The sequence below is a fragment of the Dysgonomonas sp. 37-18 genome, from assembly GCF_001899125.1.
In the GTDB taxonomy this organism is placed as follows: domain Bacteria; phylum Bacteroidota; class Bacteroidia; order Bacteroidales; family Dysgonomonadaceae; genus Dysgonomonas.
In genome coordinates this window covers 22,056-44,592 of the sequence record NZ_MKVC01000032.1, presented here as the reverse complement: position 1 = coordinate 44,592, position 22,537 = coordinate 22,056, and the positions used below count along the sequence as shown (strand labels likewise).

Sequence of the window (22,537 nt, the reverse complement as noted above, 5' to 3'; positions counted from 1 at the left end):
GCGATTTTCTTTTTGTTTTGTATATAATTTACCATTTAATATTAACAGATACTCCCTCAGGATTATTCTCAAATTCTAATAAATAAGTCTTGGTCTGCTGATCCCATGCATTAGCCAAGAATTCTTCTTTGCCGTTTACCGATACGCTCACAGGTTTTCGGGGTAATAAAATACGAGATGCATTCGTAGTATTTATAGGACTTTTTGCAACAAACGAATAAGAACCCTTACCTACCTTTTCTTCATATACACGGCATGCAGCGGCAAGCACCTGCGGACGCTGCTTATTTGCCACTCTGTCTATATTTAGCAAGAACGCTTGTTCTCCCGGATTTACGGTCTTCGATTGGTATACAGGTAGCTTCGGATCAAATAAGTCAATGAAATTCCCTTTTATTATATAAGGCTCATTGCTCACGCTTTCGTCGAGCACGGCAACCAGATCATACGCTCCTCTTTGGAGATAGAAATTGTTTTTAAAGATCAGCTTCCCTGCATTTGCTTTTTGTTCGTACATTCTTTTCACTACATCGAGCAATTGCTTATCGTTATGGGCTTTTAGAACAAAGTCTTTCGGATCGGTTCTGATAATATAAACAGTTCCTTTTCCATAACTGTATTCACCTTCTTTAGGCGACACGGCAATATTCATTTGCTCGAGCAGATGGTTAGACGGAGCAGTGTATTTATTGCCTCCTGTATTCCACCATTCCTGCACAGTCTGAAACGGATCGCTATCGAGCCCGCTATAAACCAACACACCTCCGGCCTTCACCCACTGAGCTATATATGTATGAGCTTCGGGAGACAAAGGCTTCATATTCGAATAAGACATAAGCAATACCTTCGTATCGGCTAGTGCTTCTTTATAACCTAAGTTTTCTATATGGGCTGTTTTTATAGGCACTCCACGTTTAAGGAAAGGCAACGCTTGCCCGTAGAAGTTTGCCAACTGAGGGTCTTCATATCCTGCGTGTGTAGGAAATCGTTGAAACATCAGTGAGTTTGCCATCAGCACGCTTATACCTCGCGAGCCTGTCACCTTATTATCAGATAAAGGCATACTGTTCAGCGAGTTTACCATTATTTGCATTTGTGTAGAATAATGTCTTGGGATTCTTTCCTTTTTGTCACTATTCGCACTTGTTCTGTAAAGTCCTTCATAAATACGTTCGGGCCAAGGCATTATTTCATAATCTGCTATATTGGGGTATAACAATTGAGCCGTAAAGGTTGCCTGATAGTTCTTTTTGTAATCTGCCCAGTCTCTCGGCCAGTCTTCGATCGGATCGGTGAGAAAGAACATCTTTCTGCCTGTGGGAGCAGTCATCGACTCCATCGAGCCATATTCGAGAAACGCTGTTTCGAAGACTCTCTCTTTTACTTTTCCATCAAAGTAGTTTGGTTCTCTTGACGTACCCGTCCATACTTGGGCTATATATCCGTCTACACAATCAAGAGACGCCAAACTTGCTTCAGGGCTAACTATCATCCATTGCGAATAATTAACCAGTGAGTGTGTGGGCACATAACACTTCACATCTATTCCCCGACTCTTACCATATTCTTTAGCGTATGTAAACACTTCTTTGAGTGCATTGTAATACAATTGATATTTTAGTTTATTGGCTAAGTATGTGTTTTCGGGAGACTCGTGTTGTGGTCTCCAGTCAAAACCATAATAGCTTTTCCATTCTCGTTTGAAGGCTTCACTATAGCCTGCACGAGCCCAGAATTCGGGTTCTTCCATAAATATGGCGTCAATGCCTGCATCGATCACCCGCTTTACATGTCTTTCTTTTATATATTTCAGGTAGTTCTGCGTAGGAACGATATAAGGAACCATATGTCCATGCCATATCGTATCTCCATTTTGCTGCACCTGACCTTCGTCCAGATGCATTTTGCCATCCCATTGTCCTGTAAAGTAGTCTTGGTATTCGCCCCAAGCTATGCCTGTCATGAAGTGAGCAATATAACCTCTGTCGCGCCACGATTGTACACGTTCTTCAAACGGTATTCTTTTCGATTTATCAGAAGGGTTTCCACCTACTCCATATACCATCACCGCATCGGCTCGGGTATCTATTGTTGGTCTCCACTCTCGTGAAGTCTGGAATGTGGTTTTAACATTGTCTTTGGTTTGAGCCCCCAGCTGAAGGCCAAGCCCCAAAAGGCATAAGATTAATACATTCTTTTTCATAATAAGGTAATAGCCAAGTTAATTTAATTTGTTTAAGATCAGTATCAAGTTACATAGAAGATAACTTTTTGCATAGAGAGCAAAGGCTTGTCAAAGGGCATTTTCTTTATATATTACAAACCTCATTAGTATACATCTGCAAATATAACCTGATTTAGGATAATAAATAAAGATTTAAGGTTTAAAGCCTAACCGGCAGGTCAATTACTTTAAACCTTAAATCTAATTTACTTTCTCTACATTATGGAATCATCACCTCCATTGGCTCATTATAATTCCATCTGCGTGTTCCACTTCCTTTCGGTGTATCGTAATTGATACGTGCAGCAGCACGAATAAATACAGTTCTTCCGGAAGGAATAGGCTTTTTGGGATTAGATTCGATCGTAATCGTTTGACCAAACAAAGAGTTAAAAGCTGAACCTGTATATTCTATTTGGTTCGACCATCTCTCGTCACGGGCACGGTATCCTACTGTTGACGAATAGCTGACGAACAACTGAATATCAGTCATATTCAAAAAGCTATTATTATAACTTCCCATCGGTTCTATTTTTGCACGGAAGTCTTCTTCAGACACAGCGCGCGTAACCTTAACCTTGGCTTTAATTATACCATTTGTAACAGTAGGCTCTTCTACCCATTCTACTTTGAGAAAAGGTTGAACTTCAAACTTAACCTTAGTTTTGCCCTTTATATCCATTGTTTTGGTATCGTCTGCCAAAAGAATGCCATCGGCTTCGCGGATGAGAGGAATAAAAGGTCCATCGATACGGATATTATAATTTCCTTTAAACAATTTTGTATTTCTAAACGATCCGTCAGGCATACAATAAAAATAAGGATTATGTAAAACATTATCGCCCCAACTAAGTTCTGTTAAACTCACACGGATACCTTCGCTACCTTGATCGGTAAGCACACGCTCGCCGGTAGCCACGTCTACTACTTCTCCTTCCAGTGTTTCGGCCGGCTCATCGTAATTGTCCATCTTGAACAAATCGCAGGAACTGAAAGATAGCAGTACGCATATTAAAGAATAAAATACTATTTTTTTCATATTCTGTGTTTTATTATTGCTCATTATCTATTTGGCTGTTGATCAATCACTAAGCTCTTAGCAACTTCTCCATTAGGGATTTCGAAATAATAATCGATCGGATTATACTCGAATGTTCTCAAACCTACCATTTGGAAATGGGCATCGAAGAAATATTTACCTGTTTGAGTAGAAAGGAACGGATACAATCCACGGAAACGATAACGAGAGTTATTGCTGTAAGCATCCTTATTCCGTGTTTCACCCCAAAAGCCATCACGTCCATCGTAATGTTGTACACGCCAGCGTCTCAAGTCCCATTTAGTCTTATGCTCAAATGCAAGTTCCTTACGTCTCTCTTTGCGCACAGTGTTGCGTCCTTCTACAGATGAAGTAAGGTTAGAAGTAAGCTTGGTTGCTCCTGCGCGTTCACGAATCTCGTTTACTGCATCTGTTGCTACTTTCAACAAGTCTGATCCGTCAGGAGACGGCTCTCCTGCCAATGACAATTCTACAGCAGCCTCTGCGGCATTGAGCAATACATCAGCATAACGCATCAGGATAAATGGTTGCTCCGATTTTCCTTCTGCTGCCACAAAAGCAGGGTCAGGATTTAGCCATTTACGTCCATAAAGCCCTGCCATTGCAGATTCTCCCTGATCGTAGAACGGACCATTTGCTCCGGAAGCTGTTATTGTTTGCCCATTGAATTCTACCTTTTCAGGATTTTCTGATTTTGGACTCAGATACAATGTCTTAGGTTTCTGTGTATAAACATCCAAATGCTGGTAATACGTTTCGGCATTAGCATACGAATAATCCTTGAACAAAGGCTTAACCGGTGTTGAGCCTGTGTATACTCCCGCACGAATTTCAATTTCTTTGCCCTTAAACATATCTCCCGGGAATATTACATAAGCACGTAATCTTGGCTCTGCATTTTTGAAGAAGTCCATTGGCTTGTCATACAATATATAATCACCGTTTGTATTCGATGTTCCTGTTGTTACCTTAACTGTTCCATCAGCGTAGCGAGCAAATCCGTCAAACAACTCAAGGAAGTCAAGAGTAGGACATGTTCCAGACGACAACGGCGCACGAAATATAAATGGTGCACTATAAGCATCATACCCGTGAGTTAGAGTTGGATACATATATTTTCTCACATAAATATTTTCTGGGCTTGAAAGGTCACTAAACATATCCACCATATTCTGGTATTGTGCTTCACGATCTGTAGCCGACCATTTTTTCTTATAGAGAGAATAGCCTCCGGTCTGCATTACTTCACGTGCGGCTTTATATGCTTCTTTGAAATATCTCTTGGATGCACTTTGCCATGTATCTTCACCGAAACCAATTACACGAACACCGGTCTTCTGACCAAAGCCGGTAAGGCGTCCTGTTACATTTTCGTTGTATTTAGCAACGCTCCCTGCATACAACATTGCTTCCGATTTGAAAGACAGAGCTACGTATTTGTTAGCATATCCGGACTTTGGACTGGTTGGGCTCAACAATGAAGCTGCCTGATCGAAGTCTGCTAGAATCTGATCCCATGTTTCCTCTTCGCTGGCACGTGGTACTTCGAGTGCCTCTTTATCATTCGGATACTGAATCACCTTTGTTACCAATGGAATTCCTCCAAAACGACGAGCCATAGCATAAAATACAAAGGCACGTACAAAGTATCCTTCTCCTAAATAATGATTGTATGTCTGTTCCTGAAACGAATCCTTATATTTAGGTAGTGTCTCAAGCAAATAATTGGCTTTGCGCAACAACGAAAATGCATTTCCCCAATAGGCTGTGCGTTCACCTGTGAAAGTCTTACATATACCGTCACGATTAAGGGCTTCTCCTGTTCCTTCTATACCCATAGATCCCAGCCATGAGTTGAATTCTACACCCCATTCGCCCATATATTTAAAATCCTCGAAAGGCATGTTGCTGTACATAGTCGCCATGTAAATATCCATACCCGATTCATTGGTAAGAAGGTCTTCGTCGGTTATCAGATTTTTTGGCGGAATATCTAGATCGTTGCAAGCAGCAAAGAATAACATGCTTAGCAAAGACAGTATTAATATTTTTTTCATATCTATCAAATTTATTATTTCGTTACTAATACAAGTTTTTAGAACGTAAGAGACATACCGACGGTGTACGTTTTATTGAGTGGATACAAACGTCCCAATTCATCATCCGGGTGCTCAGGGTCAACAAATTTCACTCCTGTTATAGTAAATAGGTTGTAAGCATTGGCAAACATGCGCAATCTCATAGACGACAATGCCTTTATCTTAGGCAATGTATACCCTAGTTCGATACTCTTTAGACGCAGATAAGCTGTGCTTACACGGTTGAACTCAGAATCTGGGTCAGGATAATGTCCTGTATAGCCATAGTAACCCGATACCCATTGTGTTGCCGGATCGTAAGGATCTGCAAACGGATCTACCGGATGCCAACGATCAAGGAACTGAGTAAGTGTACCACCACCATTGCTACCCCATATAGCATACAATGGTTCTTGGTATTTCATAGAACCAAGTGCTGATCCTTGCAACAATATATTCAGGTCGAAATTCTTGTATTCGAAATCAAAGTTGAAACTGTAATTCAACCACGGCGTTTGGTCATACGCATAAGGGTGTTTATCTAAATCACTTATTTCACCATCACCATTCCAGTCTACATATTTATAGTCGCCCGGTAAAAGTCCACGATCTTTATAGATCGGATAAGACCAGATATCTTTCCAGTTCTGATAACGTCCGGCAGAAGTATAACCGAACTGTACTCCCTGATAACGATTAGTCAAGTTGTCGCTACGCCATCTGTCGTACGAGTTTGCCCAAGGTCCTTTTTCAGAAGCGATCATGTGTTTTTGACGGGTAATTGTACTAATCGCTTTTACACGATATGAAAAATCATTTATCTTGTTACGGTGCGATAGTTCAAGATCTATACCGAAATGACGGTCACTGTCCAGATTTTCATTTGGAGCCTCAGCACCTACTACGGTAGGCAGATCTCCTTTGCGACGGGCAAACATACCTTCGCGACGACGATCAAAATAATCGGCGGCAAAACCAAACAATCCGTTCCATCCTTCAAAGTCTACCCCAACATCGAATGTGCGAGACTCGTACCAAGAAATGCCTACATTAGGAAGTGGCTTGGTAGATGCGGCAGAAATATATTTATCTCCGATGATGAATCCCGGTGCATACTGATTGTAATATCCCGATGCTGAGTTAGAGTTTGTAGCAGGATAGTTATATCCATTTGCCCACTCATAATTCCAATTACTAGACAAGTCATCTCCTAACACCCCGTAGCTAGCACGCAGTTTCAACTGATTTATAAATGACAAGGCAGAAACTGACTTGAAGAAAGGCTCTTCAGAGATACGCCATCCTGCCGATACAGAAGGGAAGAATCCCCATTGGTGTCCTTTTGCAAATTTAGAAGATCCATCGTAACGAAATTGGGCTTCGAGAATATAGCGGCTGCCATAAGCATAATTTATCCTACCGATCATTGCAGCATTAGCTTCTTCATAAAGGTCATTGTTGCCAATATTCATACCGCCCAACTGGTTTTCGTCAACACCTGCAAAAAGATAATCTGTAGAAAATGCAAGCTCACGCTGTGCATAGAAATTATCACCGGTACGCTTTTGTGTTTCCATACCAACTACTCCACCAAAAGTGTGCTCACCGAAAGTACGGTTGTAGTTCAATAATAGCTGGCTCAATATCTGTTGCTTATTATATGATTCGCGGCGAAGACGGCTTGGCGAACTGGCATTGAACAATGCCTGATCATAAGAACCGGTAACCTCATTGTATGCATACTGATAGTATTCTTTACGATATGCCTTATTGTTATCCATACGGTAATTGAAGCTCACTAACGCTTTTGCCGATAATCCTTTCAATACGGGAGCAACAACACCTAAATCGTAATTAAGCGATGCCGAAGATTGAAAATATTTTTGTTGATATTTTCTATATCCCGATATATCGGAAGTCATTTGTGCTACGGCATTTTCCTGCATTTCCAACCCTTGATAATTTAGCATTGTGTTTTCAGGGTCAGCATACGCCGGATTCAAAACACCTTGTCTCCAATAAGTACGAATGATATTTACAGCATCTGTATATGGATTGTTGCGCTCATCGGCAACACCGCTTAAATTAATATCAAAAGTTAATCCGTCAAGAATCTTAGTAGTAACGTTAGCTCGAAGATTATATTTATTATAATTAAGGTCGCCCGACTTAAAGAACCCTTCCTGATAGAAGTAACCCATACCTACATAGAACTGAGTTTTGTCATTACCACCGGTGATGCTTAGGTCATGTTGCGTTTGCGGTGCATAATTAGAGAATAATAAGTCTGTCCAATTCGTTGTGCGGCGAGTACCGTTGCGAAAAGCTTCAAAATCCTCCTCTTTATAGATGATACTTCCTCCATTGATATTGTTCATCGACCTTTCGTTGTACAATGTCATAGTTTGGTAAGGATCGGCAAGAACCGGCATACCCGATGGCTTTTGGAAAGTATATGTACCGTTATAAGAAACTGATGTTTTTCCATCCTTCGATCCTTTTTTGGTAGTTACCAATACAACTCCATTTGCCGAACGAACCCCATATATAGCTGCCGAAGCATCTTTCAGAACAGAGATATCGTCAATATCATTTGCATTCAAACGTTGAAATTCTTCTGTAGTACTCGGAATACCATCAATAACGACCAATGGTGCACCTAGTCCGCGAATGTCAAAGTTGTTATTGAATGTACCCGGCTCAGCACTCTTTTGCCAGACACGCACCCCGGCAATTTTACCGGTAAGCATATTCTGAGGGTTTTCATTTTTGGTTTTCAACATCTCGTTCCCTTTGATGCCGGCCACAGCTCCGGTTAAAGTAACTTTCTTCTGTACGCCATATCCCACAACCACAACATCTTCGAGAGTGGTTTCGTCAACGGTCATTGCCACATTGATCAGGCTACGTCCGTTCACCTTCTCTTCTTTCGTTCCATATCCTAAGAACTTAAAGACCAAAGTAGCATTTGCAGGAGCATCGATAGTATATTTACCATCTATATCTGTGATTGTACCAACAGTCGTATTCTTAATTGCTACACTCGCTCCGGTTACAGGTTCATTGTTTTCATCTGTAACTATACCCGATATGGTCTTGTTTTGAGCCCATAGCGAAGGCGCAAAGACAAGAAAGAGCATCATTAAAATGCAGGAACACAAAAATTGCATCCTTCTGGCATGATGTGTTTTTATCATAACAATATAAATTTAAGTTAGTTAATTTTTCTCCAATTCGTATCGTGCTAAGGTTGCGTATTCGGCAGCAAAAGCGAATGTAAACATCCCTTCCAGTCTGTTATTTACATTTTCGCGACTCCAACCAACCAGCAGATTTGCAGGAAGTAATCCTCTATAGAAGAAGTTATCGTATCCGTAATCCAAATTCTTCTGGAAAGTATCGATATATTGCGATGCGTTTTTGTAAGATGAGTATGCATCTACATATCCACGCATCAGTACGCCATTAAACCAGTTGTTGAAACCAATCAGGTCGTAGGTATAGTATCCCGGAACATTAAGACCAAGTTTTGCAAAATATTTGAAACTTGCATCCGATAGTTTTTTTCCATCTTCCAGATATACATTTTCCCCTGTTGCACGATACAGATCGGCTGCGCCTGAAATCATCGAACCGCAATTGTACGAATAAGGAGTCCCTGTACGATCGCGCAGATTGGTGTGCTTGCGATATTTTACCCCATTTACGGTTTCGTATGCCACATCACAGTTAGGGTCGCAACCACCCATCATATCATGGTATACACCATCTTCACGCAAGAGGTTTGTTTTTTGCCAGTCATAAACTGCTTTAGCAAATTTCAGATAGTAGTCGCTCTTTTTCACAGTTGCTGATTTACGGCTATTATCTGTAGCAATATACTTATAGGTAATTTCATCATTCTTACCTTTATAGAGCTCTGACAGCCAAACTAACGGACTAACCACAGGACCGTTGCTACACGAGTGCTTTGTTACATAGCCGGGTCCCCACGGAATACCACCATATTCTTTACCATTGCTGTCGAGAACACAGTCCCAACCATCGAGCACGTATTCTGTCAGATACTCGGCTTCTGTGAGATAAGTATTATTTCCGGTAAGCTTATATGCTTCCAGTAATTCACGTATCAGCCATTGCTGGTCGTCATATACGTTGTGTATACCCTCTACCAGTGCAGTTCCTTTGGCATTGCCTCTATCTACGCCGTATACAGACCAGTCTTTAGTCTGCGTATATGAAGTAAGACTAAATGTTCCTTTATAATACGCGGCATTGGTATACAGCTTGTTCAACAATTCGGCATAGCGGTTGAAATTCTTATCATAAAGTTCGGCTTTGCCTTTCTCCTTGTGAGCTTTCAACCCATGTAATATTGCATTCACAGCCTCGATAGAGCTGGTGTACATCCATACACTACCCTTTTCGTCAGAGCCGTCTCTATTCGCATTGGATTTAGTATAAGGATTATAAAATCTCGACATTGCCATTCCTTCGCCTTTGAAATGATAAAGCATTGCACTATCTACCATTTGCATAGCACGAAGGATGTTCTGCTCGGCAAGATTATCGGAAGTAATAGTTCCCGGTTTTTTGCCTCCTCCATTGTCTATTTCGGGATTATCGCTGCATGCAACGGTTATTACCAACAAAGAACAAAGAATAGTTGTTACTATTTTTTTCATTTTTTCTATTTTTCTTGTATCTCAGTGTACTCTCTGCATAGACAATACTTTTTATAGTACTGCCTTATGCAGAGGATTCACTAAGACCACAACATTTTTATTAATTTAGATTGATACTATAGAATACCAGCTTGCTTTCGTCACCGTTGCTTTCGCCTTTGTATACACCGAACACCAATACTACATTGTTGCCGTTGAACTGTGACAGATCGTACACAAATGAAGCATAAGCTTCAGGCTCACCGGCTCCACCCGCACCGTGTTTGAATTTCCAACAGCCATCTGCGGCAGCGGAAGCTTCTTGAGCGGTATTAGATTTTGGAGCGACATGCACAACTGTTCCGTCTTCTTTGATTGCAGTCAGCTTAAAGAATGTATAGTTACTTCCAAAGTTACGAGTCTTCAAAGTCAGCTGATTATTACCTGCTCCTATCGCAAACTTAGAATAGAAGTATGCTTCGGGCTCTTTGGTATTAACAGCAGTGCCTGAACCTCTGGTCTTAATCAAGTAACCTTCTGAAGGGAATACTTCAGGATCTTTATGAAGAGGAACAAAAGCCCATTCAAACGCTATATGAGAATTTTCGCGCCATGAACGATAAGCAGCTTTATAGTTATCTCTACCACCACTTACTTTACTTATTCCACTAAATGATTTCTTTGGATGTACCATCGTAGAGCGTACCATTTCTTGAGTAAGCTTCCATCCATCTACGACATCTGTTCCCGGTAACCAATCCCAGTTCTCTACTTTTTTATCAGCAAAACGGATAGCACGAAGAACTAATTGTTTCCAATAATCGCCTGTTTTTTGTCTATAGATACCAACAGCCACAATCACTTCTTTACCGACATATGCACTCAAATCGAAATCATAGTCAGCATAATTACCAGAGCCATGAGTCTTTGTATCTCCTATTTTCACATTAGTAGGTTCTGCTGCCGAAAGATCGATAACCTGTACCCCAAAATAGGCTGGAGAAGCCTCATCAGCATCATGGGTACGTATTCTAAGAGAAAGAATTTTATTATCCTCTGTTATTTTTTTACTACCGTATACAAAAGAGTCAAAAACATCAAGATTAGCCGGATTGTTTCGTTCATCACCAGAATTACGGATTTGTAGTGTTGTCCCCTCATTCTGCTCATCCCAAGCTCCTCTTAAGTCAAGTGCACACATGTAATCGCCAGACCAATCCCAGTGAGGATATGCATCGCCATTACGTCCACCACGGTATTCATTGTAATACCACTTATCGGCAGTTGCCAAATCTTCAGCGGTTAAACCACGCAGTAATTCAACACCGCCCATTCTGAGGTCTACTGTTGCCACTCCATCAACGAAATCACTTTCGTTTACTGTTTTGGTTATTGTTACATAGTCCGTTTTGGTAAATGTTACTGTATAAGTTCCTTTTACCAAATCTTCGATAACAAATTTACCATCACTCCCCGATGTTGCAGAAACATCAGCACTTATGCTAACAACAACTCCGGCAAGAGGTGCACCACCATTTTTAGCATCGGTAAGCGTACCTACTATTTTAGAATCCGCATTTACCATTTTCACACTTGTAGATGCTACTTTGTTGGCATCGAATTTACCGGCAGTAATAGTTACACTAATTGTTTGAAATCCCTTCTTTGAGAATTTTACCGAATGGGAATCAATAGATACGTTCTGGGCAGTATATTTGCCATCACTTCCTGTTGTCACCGTTTCCTCTACACCCGATATGGTAACTGTAACACCACTAATAGGAGCATCCATCTCATCTAATACAATCCCCGTAACAGTGCCGTAATCGACATGTTCCGATTCATCATCATTACATGAGGTTGCTATAGATACTATGCCGCCAAGCATAGCTACGAACAGAAATGTTCGCAAAATTTTCTTCATTAAAATCATGTTATAAAAGTTAAGAGTTAACATTAATTAGAAACATCAATGTACATAGGCTGATTTTTGGTTGGTTGATTAATAGATTTTGGTTATTAAATTATTTTTCTTTCATGATATGGCTCGACATACGTATTGCCCGTTATCATTTTTACCAAAGATTGGCGCTCGAAGGTTAATTATTGGGTTAAATTTGGGTTATTAAGTAAAAAAAAACATTAATCTTATGCTTTTTACCTTATTATGTGCACATTATAAGAAATCTTAAAAAACCAGTTAAAACGGTATTAAAAGGGAATCTCTTTCTATTAAAAAGATTTTAATATCTTTATATCTTGATAAGACACCTCTACCCCTTCTCCATTTATCACAAAACAGAGTATTACAATAGAGGTCACCCGGAAACAATCTTATTAACTTGAAAATTGTATTTTCTATCCCATGAAACTGTATCTATATATATTTTTCATACTTAGTTGTTTTTATTCACAAACAGCCTTATCTCAAGGTCTAAAATTTTGTGGAGGGGAACAATCTATAGATAAAAGAACCTCTTACGATGTTTTCAAAAATTCATCCGTTGCCTTTTCCAACTATTTCAATATTGACTTTAAGATAGCCCTTTATCCTGCAAAAGAAATTGGATACATTCTTCGTATAAAAAATGAGAAATCCGATAAAATCTATAATTTATTTTATGACGGACAAGGCAGTAGTTTTGTATTCAAATTCAATGAAGAAGGGCGAAGCAGCTTGATCACAGCCGAACTAAATAAAGAAGAACAGCTTGATAAGCATTGGCTCAGAATGATAATATCATTTGATCTAAAGAGTGATTCGATAAGATTAACTGTAAATGACAGAGTATTTAGAGCTGTAGCCTCAGGGCTTCCGGAAAAATACTATCCGATTATTCTCTTTGGTAAAAGCGACCACATTATCGATACTCCTTCTTTTGCAATCAAAGAGCTCTCGGTTGGGAATAATGAGAAATATATATTCCCTTTAAGAGAGAATGAGGGAAGTATAGTACACGATTCGAAGGGGAAGGCATTGGGAGAAGTATTAAATCCACAATGGCTGATAAATGATGCTTATCACTGGAGCTTTAAGACTTCATTCAAATCCGAAACTGTAGCCGGAGCAAACTACAACGTAAGAAAGAAAGAAATATATTATTTCAACAGGGATGCGATATCTATATATAATGTAAGATCGGGCGAAACAAGAACAAAAGTCTTCGATGAAAAATGTCCGGTAAACCTTGCTTTGGGTACAAACTTCATAGACACGAAAAACAATAGACTATATGCATATGAGGTGTATCACAATATAACGGATGAACAGCCCATGATTGCCAGTTTGAATCTGGATACCTATCAATGGACAACAGAAAGTACTGAGCGACTTCCCAGACAACTACATCATCATGGGGCTTACTATGATCCTTCAACGGATAAATACACCATATTTGGAGGATTCGGCAATATGTACTATAGTAAGAACTTTTATTGTTTCGACCTAAACGAGAGAAAATGGTCAACACTCGATGGATTTAGCGGAGATACAATACTTCCTCGTTATTTTTCGTCAGTAGGATATCTGAAGAAAACAAATTCCATATATGTATTCGGAGGGATGGGTAACGAATCGGGCGAACAGGTGGTAGGACGAAAATATTTCTATGATCTGCATAAAGTTGATTTAAATACAAAACATATTACAAAGCTTTGGGAAATTCCATGGGATAAAAACAATGTAGTACCTGTACGAGGAATGGTTATTCTTGATGATTCCTGTTTTTATACATTGTGCTATCCGGAGCATTTTTCGAAATCATTTTTACAATTATACCGCTTCTCGCTGAAAGACGGGAGTTATGAAATACTAGGAGACTCGATTCCGATATATTCGGATAAGATTACAACAAATGCTAATTTGTATTACGACCATCAGCTAAACAACCTGTATGCAATTGTACAGGAGTTTGCCGATGATGTATCTTCCGATCTTAAGGTTTATTCATTGGCATTCCCACCCATTACAGCAGACGATCTTACAAATTATCCCAAAGAAGAATCAGGTATTATTGTTTTAATAATTATCGGCCTAACTTGTATATGTATCTTTATTATAGGGTATCTTCTATATCGGAGGTTTGTTCAGAAAAATAAGAACAGCAGAAACACCAGCCAAACATTAAGAATGCTGAACAACGATAAAGAACGGATTGATAAGCCTAATTCCATTTATCTATTCGGAGAGTTCACTGTGCGCGATAGAAACAATAAAGATATTACCTATATGTTCAGTACAAAGCTAAGGCAAATGTTCTTTCTTGTTCTGCAATATAGTATCGAAGACGGTATCACCTCCCAACGACTTAGCAACCTCATATGGCCCGATAAGCCCGAAGATAAAGTAAAAAACTCAAGAGGGGTAACTATCAATCACTTAAGAAAGGCATTAGGTGAATTGGATGGAATTGAATTTGTATATGACAAAGGCTATTTTAAAATAGTATTAGCCGACGAATGTTATTGCGACTTTGTGAGGTGCATTCAAATAATATCTACCGGTATAGAAGAAAACAGAGAAGAATTAATAGAGATATTAACACGTGGTAAATTCCTAAGATCTTCAGATCAGGCTCTTTTTGATACATTCAAGATAGATATGGAACATAAACTGGAACCTGTATTATTAATAGAAATCGAAAAAAGCTTTACCACAGAGGCCTATCAGACAACTATAAATCTAACAGAGGCTTTGTTCAATATAGACCCGTTGAACGACGAGGCCTTAGTTTTCCAGACCAAAGCTTTACAAAGATTAAAGCTAAATGAAGAGGCTCGCATCCGCTATCAGGCATTTGTTGTAGAATATAAGAAAACAATGGGTAGTGACTATCCTCATCCTTATAAGGATTTGATTTAAGATACTCAATCTCTATTCTGTTCAAAAAAATCAATCAAGTATATAAATAGAAAAAGATCCCCAAATGAGGATCTTTTTCTATTATATTATATTATCTTTTTATAGCATGTCAATGCATTTCTCAAGTTGTACTCCCCTCGAGCCTTTGAGTAATATGTAACTATCTTCAACCGGATCTTTTTCGAGATATTCTTTCAGATGGTCAAGATTTTTAAATCTCGGATACTTTGTTTTTACCCTGCTGAAATTATCTCCGATAAACATAACCCTGTCAAAATTATGATCGCTTATATAATCTGCAATCTTCTGATGCTCCATATCTGTATCAGGTCCTAACTCCTTCATATCTCCAAGGATAAGAACCTTATGATTTACATCCATATGGTCAAAATTTTCGAGAGCGGCATGCATACTTGTCGGATTGGCATTGTATGCATCTATTATAAGCATGTTTTTCTCTGTTTTCTTTAGTTGCGAGCGGTTATTAGTCGGCACATACTCCTCTATGGCTTTACATATCAAAGATGCTTTTACTCCGAGATACTTACCAATAGTTATTGCAGCCAATGCATTAGAGAGATTGTACTCTCCTATCATATTTGTTTGCACCTTATTCCGTTTATTGCCAAATTTCCACTCCAGTGCAAGGAAAGGACTGATAGATGTTACTTTTCCTGAAATAAATAAATCTTCCTCCAGTCCGTAATATATAGACGTTATCCCTTCCGACATTTCACGTAAGAGCAAATTGCTGTAGTCTATAAATATCTTTCCATCATTAGTGTTGCGGATAAATTCATACAACTCCCCTTTGGCCTTCACCACATTTTCGAATGAACCAAACCCCTCGATATGTGCATGTCCCAGATTGGTAATCAGCCCATAGTTTGGCAAAGCCATCTCGGCAAGAAAACGGATTTCACCTACATGGCTCGCTCCCATTTCTACAATCACAATCTCGTGTTCTTTTTTTATCCTCAGTAAGGTTAGCGGAACTCCGATATGATTATTCAGGTTTCCTTGAGTTGCCAATACATTATACTCCTGAGACAAAACAGAATAAATCAATTCTTTTGTAGTTGTTTTTCCGTTTGTTCCGGTGATAGCGATAATTGGCTTTTTTATAAATTGTTTCCGGTGATGGCGGGCTAATTCTTGTAGTGTTTCCAGACTGTCTTTTACTAGTATTATATTCGGTCTGGTTGCGTATCTCTCTTCATCAACAACAGCATAGGCACAGCCCTGATCGATTGCTTTTTCAGCGTATTCATTCCCGTTAAAATTTGCACCTTTTAATGCAAAAAATATTGAATCTTTAGGACTATTACGTGTATCAGTTGAAATTTCCGGGTATTTCTTATATATATTATATAGATCTGATATCTCCATAGCGTTTATACAAATTTATTGTTTCCTTTCAAACGTTTATTAATGTATTACTTTTTAGATTTGTAAAGTTCCACAAGATTTGCTTAAAGCTCTACGAATATACGTTAATAATTTCTATCAAACAGTCTTCTTAACGTTTTTTACTTTATCAAATATCTCAGCAAAATATACCATAAACATGGTAGCAAAATACCTTACTTTAGCGATTTTATATGTACCTCAAAGTATGTACCTTTGTATCAATAATTAAACAAACAAATCAACGGTTATGGGAAAAATTGCAAAAAAATTAACTGATCTTATCGGAAACACTCCGCTATTGGAGCTATCGAATTACAATAAGAAACATGGAGTAGATGCTCATGTAATTGCTAAATTGGAATATTTCAATCCGGCATCGAGCGTCAAAGACCGTATTGCCAATGCAATGATAGAAGATGCAGAGGCATCGGGACTACTTCACCCCGACAGCGAACTGATAGAACCAACCAGTGGAAACACAGGGATAGGGCTTGCTTTCGTAGCTGCGGCAAAAGGCTATAAGCTTACATTAACAATGCCTGAAACCATGAGTATAGAGCGTAGGAATCTACTTAAAGCACTTGGTGCAAATATTGTTCTTACTCCGGGCCCGGATGGCATGAAAGGTGCTATAGCAAAAGCCGAAGAACTACAAAGACAAAACCCGAAAGGAGTTCTTCTTCAACAATTTGCAAATCCTGCAAACCCTGCAATACATAAAAAAACGACTGCTGAAGAAATCTGGCGTGACACCGACGGTAAAATCGACATCTTTGTAGCTGGAGTTGGTACAGGCGGAACTGTAAGCGGTGTAGGCGAAGTTTTGAAGAAATACAATCCAAATGTGCAAATAGTGGCTGTAGAACCAACAGACTCACCTGTATTATCAGGAGGCAAACCCGGCCCGCACAAAATACAAGGTATAGGAGCAGGCTTTGTTCCAAAAACATACAATGACTCTGTTGTAGATGAAATCATTCAGGTAAGTAATGACGATGCCATCCGCACAAGCCGTGAACTGGCTCGCGAAGAAGGTCTATTGGTAGGTATATCTTCGGGTGCAGCAGCGTATGCCGCTACACTGTTAGCAAAAAAACCTGAAAACAAAGGAAAGAATATCGTTGTAATCCTTCCCGATACAGGAGAGCGTTATCTGTCTACAGTATTGTATGCTTTTGAAGAATATCCACTTTAATCAACATAATACGATCTTAAAGGTTATCTTTATTTAGTTATGAGTAATTGATTTTACAATCAATTACTCTCATTTTATAAAAACAAAAAAATATGAGCAACTATAAATTTGAAACGTTACAAGTACATGCCGGACAAGAGGTAGATCCGGTTACACGATCACGTGCTGTACCTATTTATCAAACAACGTCATACACTTTTGATGACGCACAACATGGAGCCGATTTGTTTGGACTTCGTAAATTCGGGAATATATACATTCGTCTGATGAATCCGACTACAGATGTATTTGAAAAACGTATAGCTGCTCTTGAAGGCGGAACATCTGCACTGGCAACAGCTTCAGGTCACTCCGCTCAATTTTTGGCGCTTAACAACATATTGTCGCAGGGAGACAACTTTGTTACTACTTCGCATTTGTATGGTGGAACACACAATCAGTTCAAGTCACAGTTCAAACGTTTGGGAGTAGAAGCACGCTTTACACCGGATGACGAGCCGGCTTCGTTCGAAAGGCTGATTGATGACAGGACAAAAGCTCTTTATCTGGAGACAATCGGAAATCCTGATCTGAATATCCCTGATTTTGAAGCTATCGCTGCTGTAGCCGACAAATACGAAATACCTCTAATTGTAGATAATACGTTCGGTGCAGGAGGTGCACTCTTCCGCCCGATAGAACATGGGGCTACCATTGTAGTAGAAAGTGCTACCAAATGGATAGGCGGACATGGAACGTCTCTTGGCGGGGTGATCGTAGATAGCGGTAAGTTCAACTGGGGCAATGGTAAGTTCCCTGAATTTACAGAGCCATCCGACAGCTATCACGGACTTGTATTCTGGGATGTATTTGGTGCAAATGGTCCATTCGGTAATATCGCATTTACGATACGTGCCCGCGTAGAAGGACTTAGAGACTGGGGTAGTACCATCAGCCCGTTCAACTCATTCCTTCTCTTGCAAGGACTGGAAACACTTTCTCTTCGGGTAGAACGTCATGTGGAAAATACATTAGCTGTTGCTAAATGGTTGGAGAAACACCATAAAGTAGAATATGTAAACTATCCGGGACTCGAAAGCAGCCCATACCACGCATTGGCTAAAAAATACTTCAAAAAAGGAGCCGGTGGCGTACTTTCTTTCAAGGTAAAAGGATCGGGTGATAATGCCGACAAAGTAATAAACTCACTCCAACTGATAAGCCACTTGGCAAATGTAGGTGATGCCAAATCTCTCATAATCCACCCTGCAACTACAACTCACGAACAACTTTCGGACGAAGAAAGAGTTTTGGCAGGTGCTATTCCGGGGTTGTTACGCTTATCTGTGGGTATCGAAAACATTGACGATATCATCGCTGATCTGGATCAGGCGCTGAACAATATATAAAATAAAGCCGTGATTATTTTTTTATAAAAGAGGCTGTCTCACAAAATAGTTGAGACAGCCTCTTATCTTATAATAGAAGAATAATTATTTTTATTTCTTTGTTATTTTTACAACATAACCTCCACCCGGAGCCATTGATATTGGAAGTTTCCGATCGGCAGGAATATCTATTATTTCTTTTTTGTAGTCTTTAGCAACACGATCGGCGTTTATACCGTCTTTAAACACTTCTCCTTTGAAGTTGCCTTCGCCCAAGAATGACAAATCCAGTTCCATAGTACGGGCATCCCAGTTTGTCAATGCACCCACATACCATGCATCTCCCTTTTGACGGGCGATAGCTACATATTTTGCAATTTCACCATTCAATGCAACTGTATTGTCCCAAATGGTAGGCACAGCAGCGATAAACTCAGTACACTCCTGTTCTGCCATATAGTTTGACGGGCTGTCGCAAAGCATATTCAACGGAGATTCGAAAATAACATATTCAGCAAGCTGACGGCAACGTGTACCTTGGCTCATGGCTTCGTTATTCACGCTTCTGTAATTCCCCTTTGTAGCATTGCGCATCGCACCTTGCGTGTAATCCATAGGCCCTGCTACCTGACGAATAAACGGAATAGTAACATCATAGGTAACCTGATCGAGGTTTTCTGCCCATTTCATTTGCTCCAATCCATTTACGCCCTCGAAGTTAATCACATTAGGATATGTTCGTTGCAAACCTGTAGGCTTGTAAGTACCGTGATAGTCTAACATCATTTTATATTTAGCCGCCGTTTCTGCACCACGACGGTGAAAATCAACAACAACCTGATCGTCTCTATCCATAAAGTCTACTTTAAAACCTTTGATGCCCATCTCGCTATAATGTTTGCAAACGGCTTCCATATCACGATCGAAAGCATGAAACCCTGCCCAAAGGATAAGACCTACATTCTTCGATTTAGCATAAGCGACAAGTTCGGGCAAATTAATTTCGGGAACAACCTGAAACAAATCGGCTTTCAAATTCACGGCCCATCCCTCATCCAGAATCACATATTCTATACCATATTTAGAAGCGAAGTCTATATAATATTTATACGTCTGATTGTTCACTCCTGTCTTGAAATCTACATTATAAAGGTTCCAATCGTTCCACCAGTCCCATGCTACCTTACCCGGTTTTACCCAAGAGTAGTCACCCTGAGACGGTGTTGCCAGCTTGTAGACCATATCGCTATCTGCCAAATCTGAATCTTTTTCGGAAACGATTACAACACGCCAAGGGAAATTGGTAGCACCATCAAATTTTGCAAGGAAATTCTCACGAGATTTTACAACCATCTGCAGATTATTGTGTCCTCCTTGTTCTACATCTTTCGGATACGGTGCAAAAATCCCTTTCAGAATATTGGCTTTATCTCCCGGATATAAGAACATTCCAGGATAGTTAAGAAGGTCAGCTTCTACAATGCAAACCTTTTTACCCTTTACTCCCTCTACTACCAAAGGGCTTATGGCAAGTCTTTTCTTATTCCACTCAGACAAAAGATTATGAACATACGGTTGTTCGAATGAATTAAAGAATTGTTCTTCAAAAGACGCCGATTCATATTTATTCGTATAATTGATAAAAGCTTTGCTGTCTGCAGGAAAATTAAACTCAACCTGTTCGCCTTGTACCGCAAATGGCTTCTTAGACGCAGACACAAAACGGTAAGCAATACCATCGTCGTATGCTCTAAAGAGAATACTGTGATCTTTAAATTTGAGCGTAAGCTCATTATAATTATCTTTTATCTGTTTACGTTTATATACCTGTGCACTAATTGTCTGATTTACGGTCTTTGTAGATGACCCCGACAACTTCGCGTCTTTTCCATAGAAAGTTCCGTCACTGAGTGACATGGAAATTGTAGACTTGTCGAGCATAAGATCGCCGTTATGCAAAACAGAATAATCGATTGTTTTACCTACATTAATTACAGCTTCCAGCTTACCATTCGGAGATTTAAGATTAAATAACTTCTGGGCTGATACTGTCATTGAAAACAGAGCCGTGCAGAATACGACTAAAATAATCAAGTAATTTTTTTTCATAAGTATATTTAAGTTTAGAATATAGAGAGATCACTCCCTTTTGCTAAAATAATTCTTTTTCAAGTTTATCCCTACCCCTTTCAACTAAAATGAATACCGACAACTCCTTTTCCTTTATCCTTTTATAAGGGTCTACGGAAGAGGATTACTGAGCAAATTTCAATCCTTTTATTTTATTCCACCCTCCACGTGTGAAGTCGGGAATCTCTACAGGAGCTGAATTATTGTCGAGCGAAATTTCCGTTAATGGTATCAGGCTGCACCATTCGGCAAGGTCATACACATCCATATCAAGCGGAAGTCCCCTTTGAAGACAGTATATCAGACGATAGTCCATTATGAAGTCCATTCCTCCGTGTCCTCCGACTTTCTTAGCCTGATCTTCTATATCTTTTGCTATAGGGTGTTTATATTTCTCCATCAATGCCACTTGCACATCTTCGGGTACGAAGCTGTGAGCCGTCAGGTTTTCATGATTCTTGGTCAATGCAGGGTCAAGCTCTTCACTGTCTAATGCATATCCTTCTATCGGATATTTATTCGCAAATCCCTTTGTCCCGGTAAGCTGATACATACGGTTGTATGGACGAGGTGATGTTACATTATGCTCTATCAATATAGATTTCCCATTCTCTGTTCCAATCATAGTGGTGGTATGATCTCCATTGCGAAAGCCTTTTACTTCTTCATTTCTATTCTTTTTCAAAAACTCAGGATTGCCTATCGCCTTCGTATCCATCGCAACCAAATAGTTCAGTTTATCGCCACGGTGTATATTCATTGCCTGACATACAGGTCCAAGTCCGTGCGTGGGATACACATCACCTCGGTGAGCTTTATTAAAGTCCATGCGCCAGTCGTTCCAGTACTCATCCCAATATGGTTGTAAACCATGAATATATGCACCTTCGCCATGAATCACCTCACCCAACAATCCTTGCTGTACCATATTTAGGGTTGTGAGTTCGAAGAAATCATATACGCAATTTTCTAATTGCATGCAATGCTTTCTGGTTTGCTCGGAGGTATTGATCAATCCCCATATTTCATCCATTGTTACAGCAGCAGGAACTTCAATTGCCACATGCTTGCCGTCTTTCATCGCCTGAATACCTATTTTTGCATGCGACAACCAGTCTGTTGCCACATAAACAAGATCTACATTGGGAAGGGCTGTAACCTTGCGCCACACAGAGGTGTCTCCATAAAACTCCTGAGCCTTAGGAAGGCCTTTTTCTTGTAGCATTTTATTTACTTTCTCTGTATTTTTTTGCTCTACATCACACAATGCAACAACCTCCACTCCCGGGATATAAGTCATTCTGTTCACAGCTCCGGGGCCTCGCATGCCTAAGCCGATGAATGCTACACGCACCACAGGTAAGGGTTCGGTTCTCAACTCAAGTACATCTGTTTGTCCTGCCGGACGCTCTTGAACAGGAGTTTTCAATAAGAGAGATTGTTCTTTATGTTGCTGAGCTACACAGTTAAACGATAACAAACATGAAGAAAATAAAATAATGAATTTTTTCATGGTGAATATTTTATGTTTAAAATATTTTACTTCAA

The 22,537-nt window shown here is 39.6% G+C and carries 12 protein-coding genes; 3 read left to right on the top strand and 9 right to left on the bottom strand.

Annotated features, from left to right (window positions below; genetic code table 11):
* Positions 1–28: 28 nt before the first annotated feature.
* The 6 genes from BGO84_RS12950 to BGO84_RS12925 form a co-directional block, all read right to left on the bottom strand.
* Entirely contained in the window at positions 29–2,203 is a 2,175-nt protein-coding gene (locus BGO84_RS12950; RefSeq protein ID WP_291029735.1) for a hypothetical protein, read from the bottom strand.
* Between the two features lie 241 nt (positions 2,204–2,444).
* Entirely contained in the window at positions 2,445–3,263 is an 819-nt protein-coding gene (locus tag BGO84_RS12945; protein WP_283686618.1) for a DUF3823 domain-containing protein, read from the bottom strand.
* A 23-nt stretch (positions 3,264–3,286) separates the two neighbouring features.
* A complete protein-coding gene (locus tag BGO84_RS12940; protein ID WP_283686616.1) occupies positions 3,287–5,341 on the bottom strand; it encodes a RagB/SusD family nutrient uptake outer membrane protein in 2,055 nt (684 codons plus the stop codon).
* A 38-nt stretch (positions 5,342–5,379) separates the two neighbouring features.
* A complete protein-coding gene (locus BGO84_RS12935; protein ID WP_291029733.1) occupies positions 5,380–8,559 on the bottom strand; it encodes a TonB-dependent receptor in 3,180 nt (1,059 codons plus the stop codon).
* A gap of 21 nt (positions 8,560–8,580) precedes the next feature.
* Positions 8,581–10,047 carry a glycoside hydrolase family 76 protein gene (locus BGO84_RS12930; protein WP_291029731.1) on the bottom strand — a complete coding sequence of 489 codons (1,467 nt, stop codon included), beginning with the start codon at positions 10,045–10,047 and terminating at the stop codon, positions 8,581–8,583.
* A gap of 100 nt (positions 10,048–10,147) precedes the next feature.
* Complete coding sequence (locus tag BGO84_RS12925) at positions 10,148–11,950, bottom strand: carboxypeptidase-like regulatory domain-containing protein (protein WP_291029729.1); 1,803 nt, start codon at positions 11,948–11,950, stop codon at positions 10,148–10,150.
* Between the two features lie 441 nt (positions 11,951–12,391).
* On the opposite strand from BGO84_RS12925, the gene BGO84_RS12920 reads away from it, so the two are divergent.
* Positions 12,392–14,887: a DNA-binding transcriptional activator gene (locus tag BGO84_RS12920; RefSeq protein ID WP_291029727.1), complete on the top strand. Its 2,496-nt coding sequence runs from the start codon at positions 12,392–12,394 to the stop codon at positions 14,885–14,887.
* A 99-nt stretch (positions 14,888–14,986) separates the two neighbouring features.
* Here the strand turns inward: BGO84_RS12920 and murF are convergent, their stop codons facing one another.
* Positions 14,987–16,276, bottom strand: coding sequence for a UDP-N-acetylmuramoyl-tripeptide--D-alanyl-D-alanine ligase (gene murF / locus BGO84_RS12915; protein WP_291029724.1), 1,290 nt, complete (start codon positions 16,274–16,276; stop codon positions 14,987–14,989).
* Positions 16,277–16,544: 268 nt separating this feature from the next.
* Here murF and cysK point away from each other — a divergent pair, with 268 nt between their 5' ends.
* Positions 16,545–17,492 carry a cysteine synthase A gene (cysK, locus tag BGO84_RS12910; protein ID WP_291029722.1) on the top strand — a complete coding sequence of 316 codons (948 nt, stop codon included), beginning with the start codon at positions 16,545–16,547 and terminating at the stop codon, positions 17,490–17,492.
* A 92-nt stretch (positions 17,493–17,584) separates the two neighbouring features.
* On the top strand, positions 17,585–18,880 hold the full coding sequence (locus BGO84_RS12905) for an O-acetylhomoserine aminocarboxypropyltransferase/cysteine synthase (RefSeq protein ID WP_291029719.1): 1,296 nt from the start codon (positions 17,585–17,587) through the stop codon (positions 18,878–18,880).
* A 90-nt stretch (positions 18,881–18,970) separates the two neighbouring features.
* On the opposite strand, the gene BGO84_RS12900 is transcribed toward BGO84_RS12905, so the two are convergent.
* Positions 18,971–20,968, bottom strand: a complete 1,998-nt coding sequence (locus BGO84_RS12900) for a glycoside hydrolase family 97 protein (protein WP_291029716.1) — start codon at positions 20,966–20,968, stop codon at positions 18,971–18,973.
* A gap of 145 nt (positions 20,969–21,113) precedes the next feature.
* The gene (locus BGO84_RS12895; RefSeq protein ID WP_291029713.1) at positions 21,114–22,502 is read right to left on the bottom strand and encodes a Gfo/Idh/MocA family oxidoreductase; all 1,389 of its coding nucleotides are present in this window, start codon (positions 22,500–22,502) and stop codon (positions 21,114–21,116) included.
* Between the last annotated feature and the right edge of the window lie 35 nt (positions 22,503–22,537).

Excerpts from the sequence above, each read along its gene's own strand:
- BGO84_RS12920 (WP_291029727.1), top strand. The coding sequence starts at position 12,392 with ATGAAACTGTATCTATATATATTTTTCATACTTAGTTGTTTTTATTCA.
- BGO84_RS12940 (WP_283686616.1), bottom strand. The coding sequence starts at position 5,341 with ATGAAAAAAATATTAATACTGTCTTTGCTAAGCATGTTATTCTTTGCT.
- murF (WP_291029724.1), bottom strand. The coding sequence starts at position 16,276 with ATGGAGATATCAGATCTATATAATATATATAAGAAATACCCGGAAATT.
- BGO84_RS12895 (WP_291029713.1), bottom strand. The coding sequence starts at position 22,502 with ATGAAAAAATTCATTATTTTATTTTCTTCATGTTTGTTATCGTTTAAC.
- BGO84_RS12950 (WP_291029735.1), bottom strand. The coding sequence starts at position 2,203 with ATGAAAAAGAATGTATTAATCTTATGCCTTTTGGGGCTTGGCCTTCAG.
- BGO84_RS12935 (WP_291029733.1), bottom strand. The coding sequence starts at position 8,559 with ATGATAAAAACACATCATGCCAGAAGGATGCAATTTTTGTGTTCCTGC.
- BGO84_RS12945 (WP_283686618.1), bottom strand. The coding sequence starts at position 3,263 with ATGAAAAAAATAGTATTTTATTCTTTAATATGCGTACTGCTATCTTTC.
- BGO84_RS12900 (WP_291029716.1), bottom strand. The coding sequence starts at position 20,968 with ATGAAAAAAAATTACTTGATTATTTTAGTCGTATTCTGCACGGCTCTG.
- BGO84_RS12930 (WP_291029731.1), bottom strand. The coding sequence starts at position 10,047 with ATGAAAAAAATAGTAACAACTATTCTTTGTTCTTTGTTGGTAATAACC.
- BGO84_RS12925 (WP_291029729.1), bottom strand. The coding sequence starts at position 11,950 with ATGAAGAAAATTTTGCGAACATTTCTGTTCGTAGCTATGCTTGGCGGC.
- BGO84_RS12905 (WP_291029719.1), top strand. The coding sequence starts at position 17,585 with ATGAGCAACTATAAATTTGAAACGTTACAAGTACATGCCGGACAAGAG.
- cysK (WP_291029722.1), top strand. The coding sequence starts at position 16,545 with ATGGGAAAAATTGCAAAAAAATTAACTGATCTTATCGGAAACACTCCG.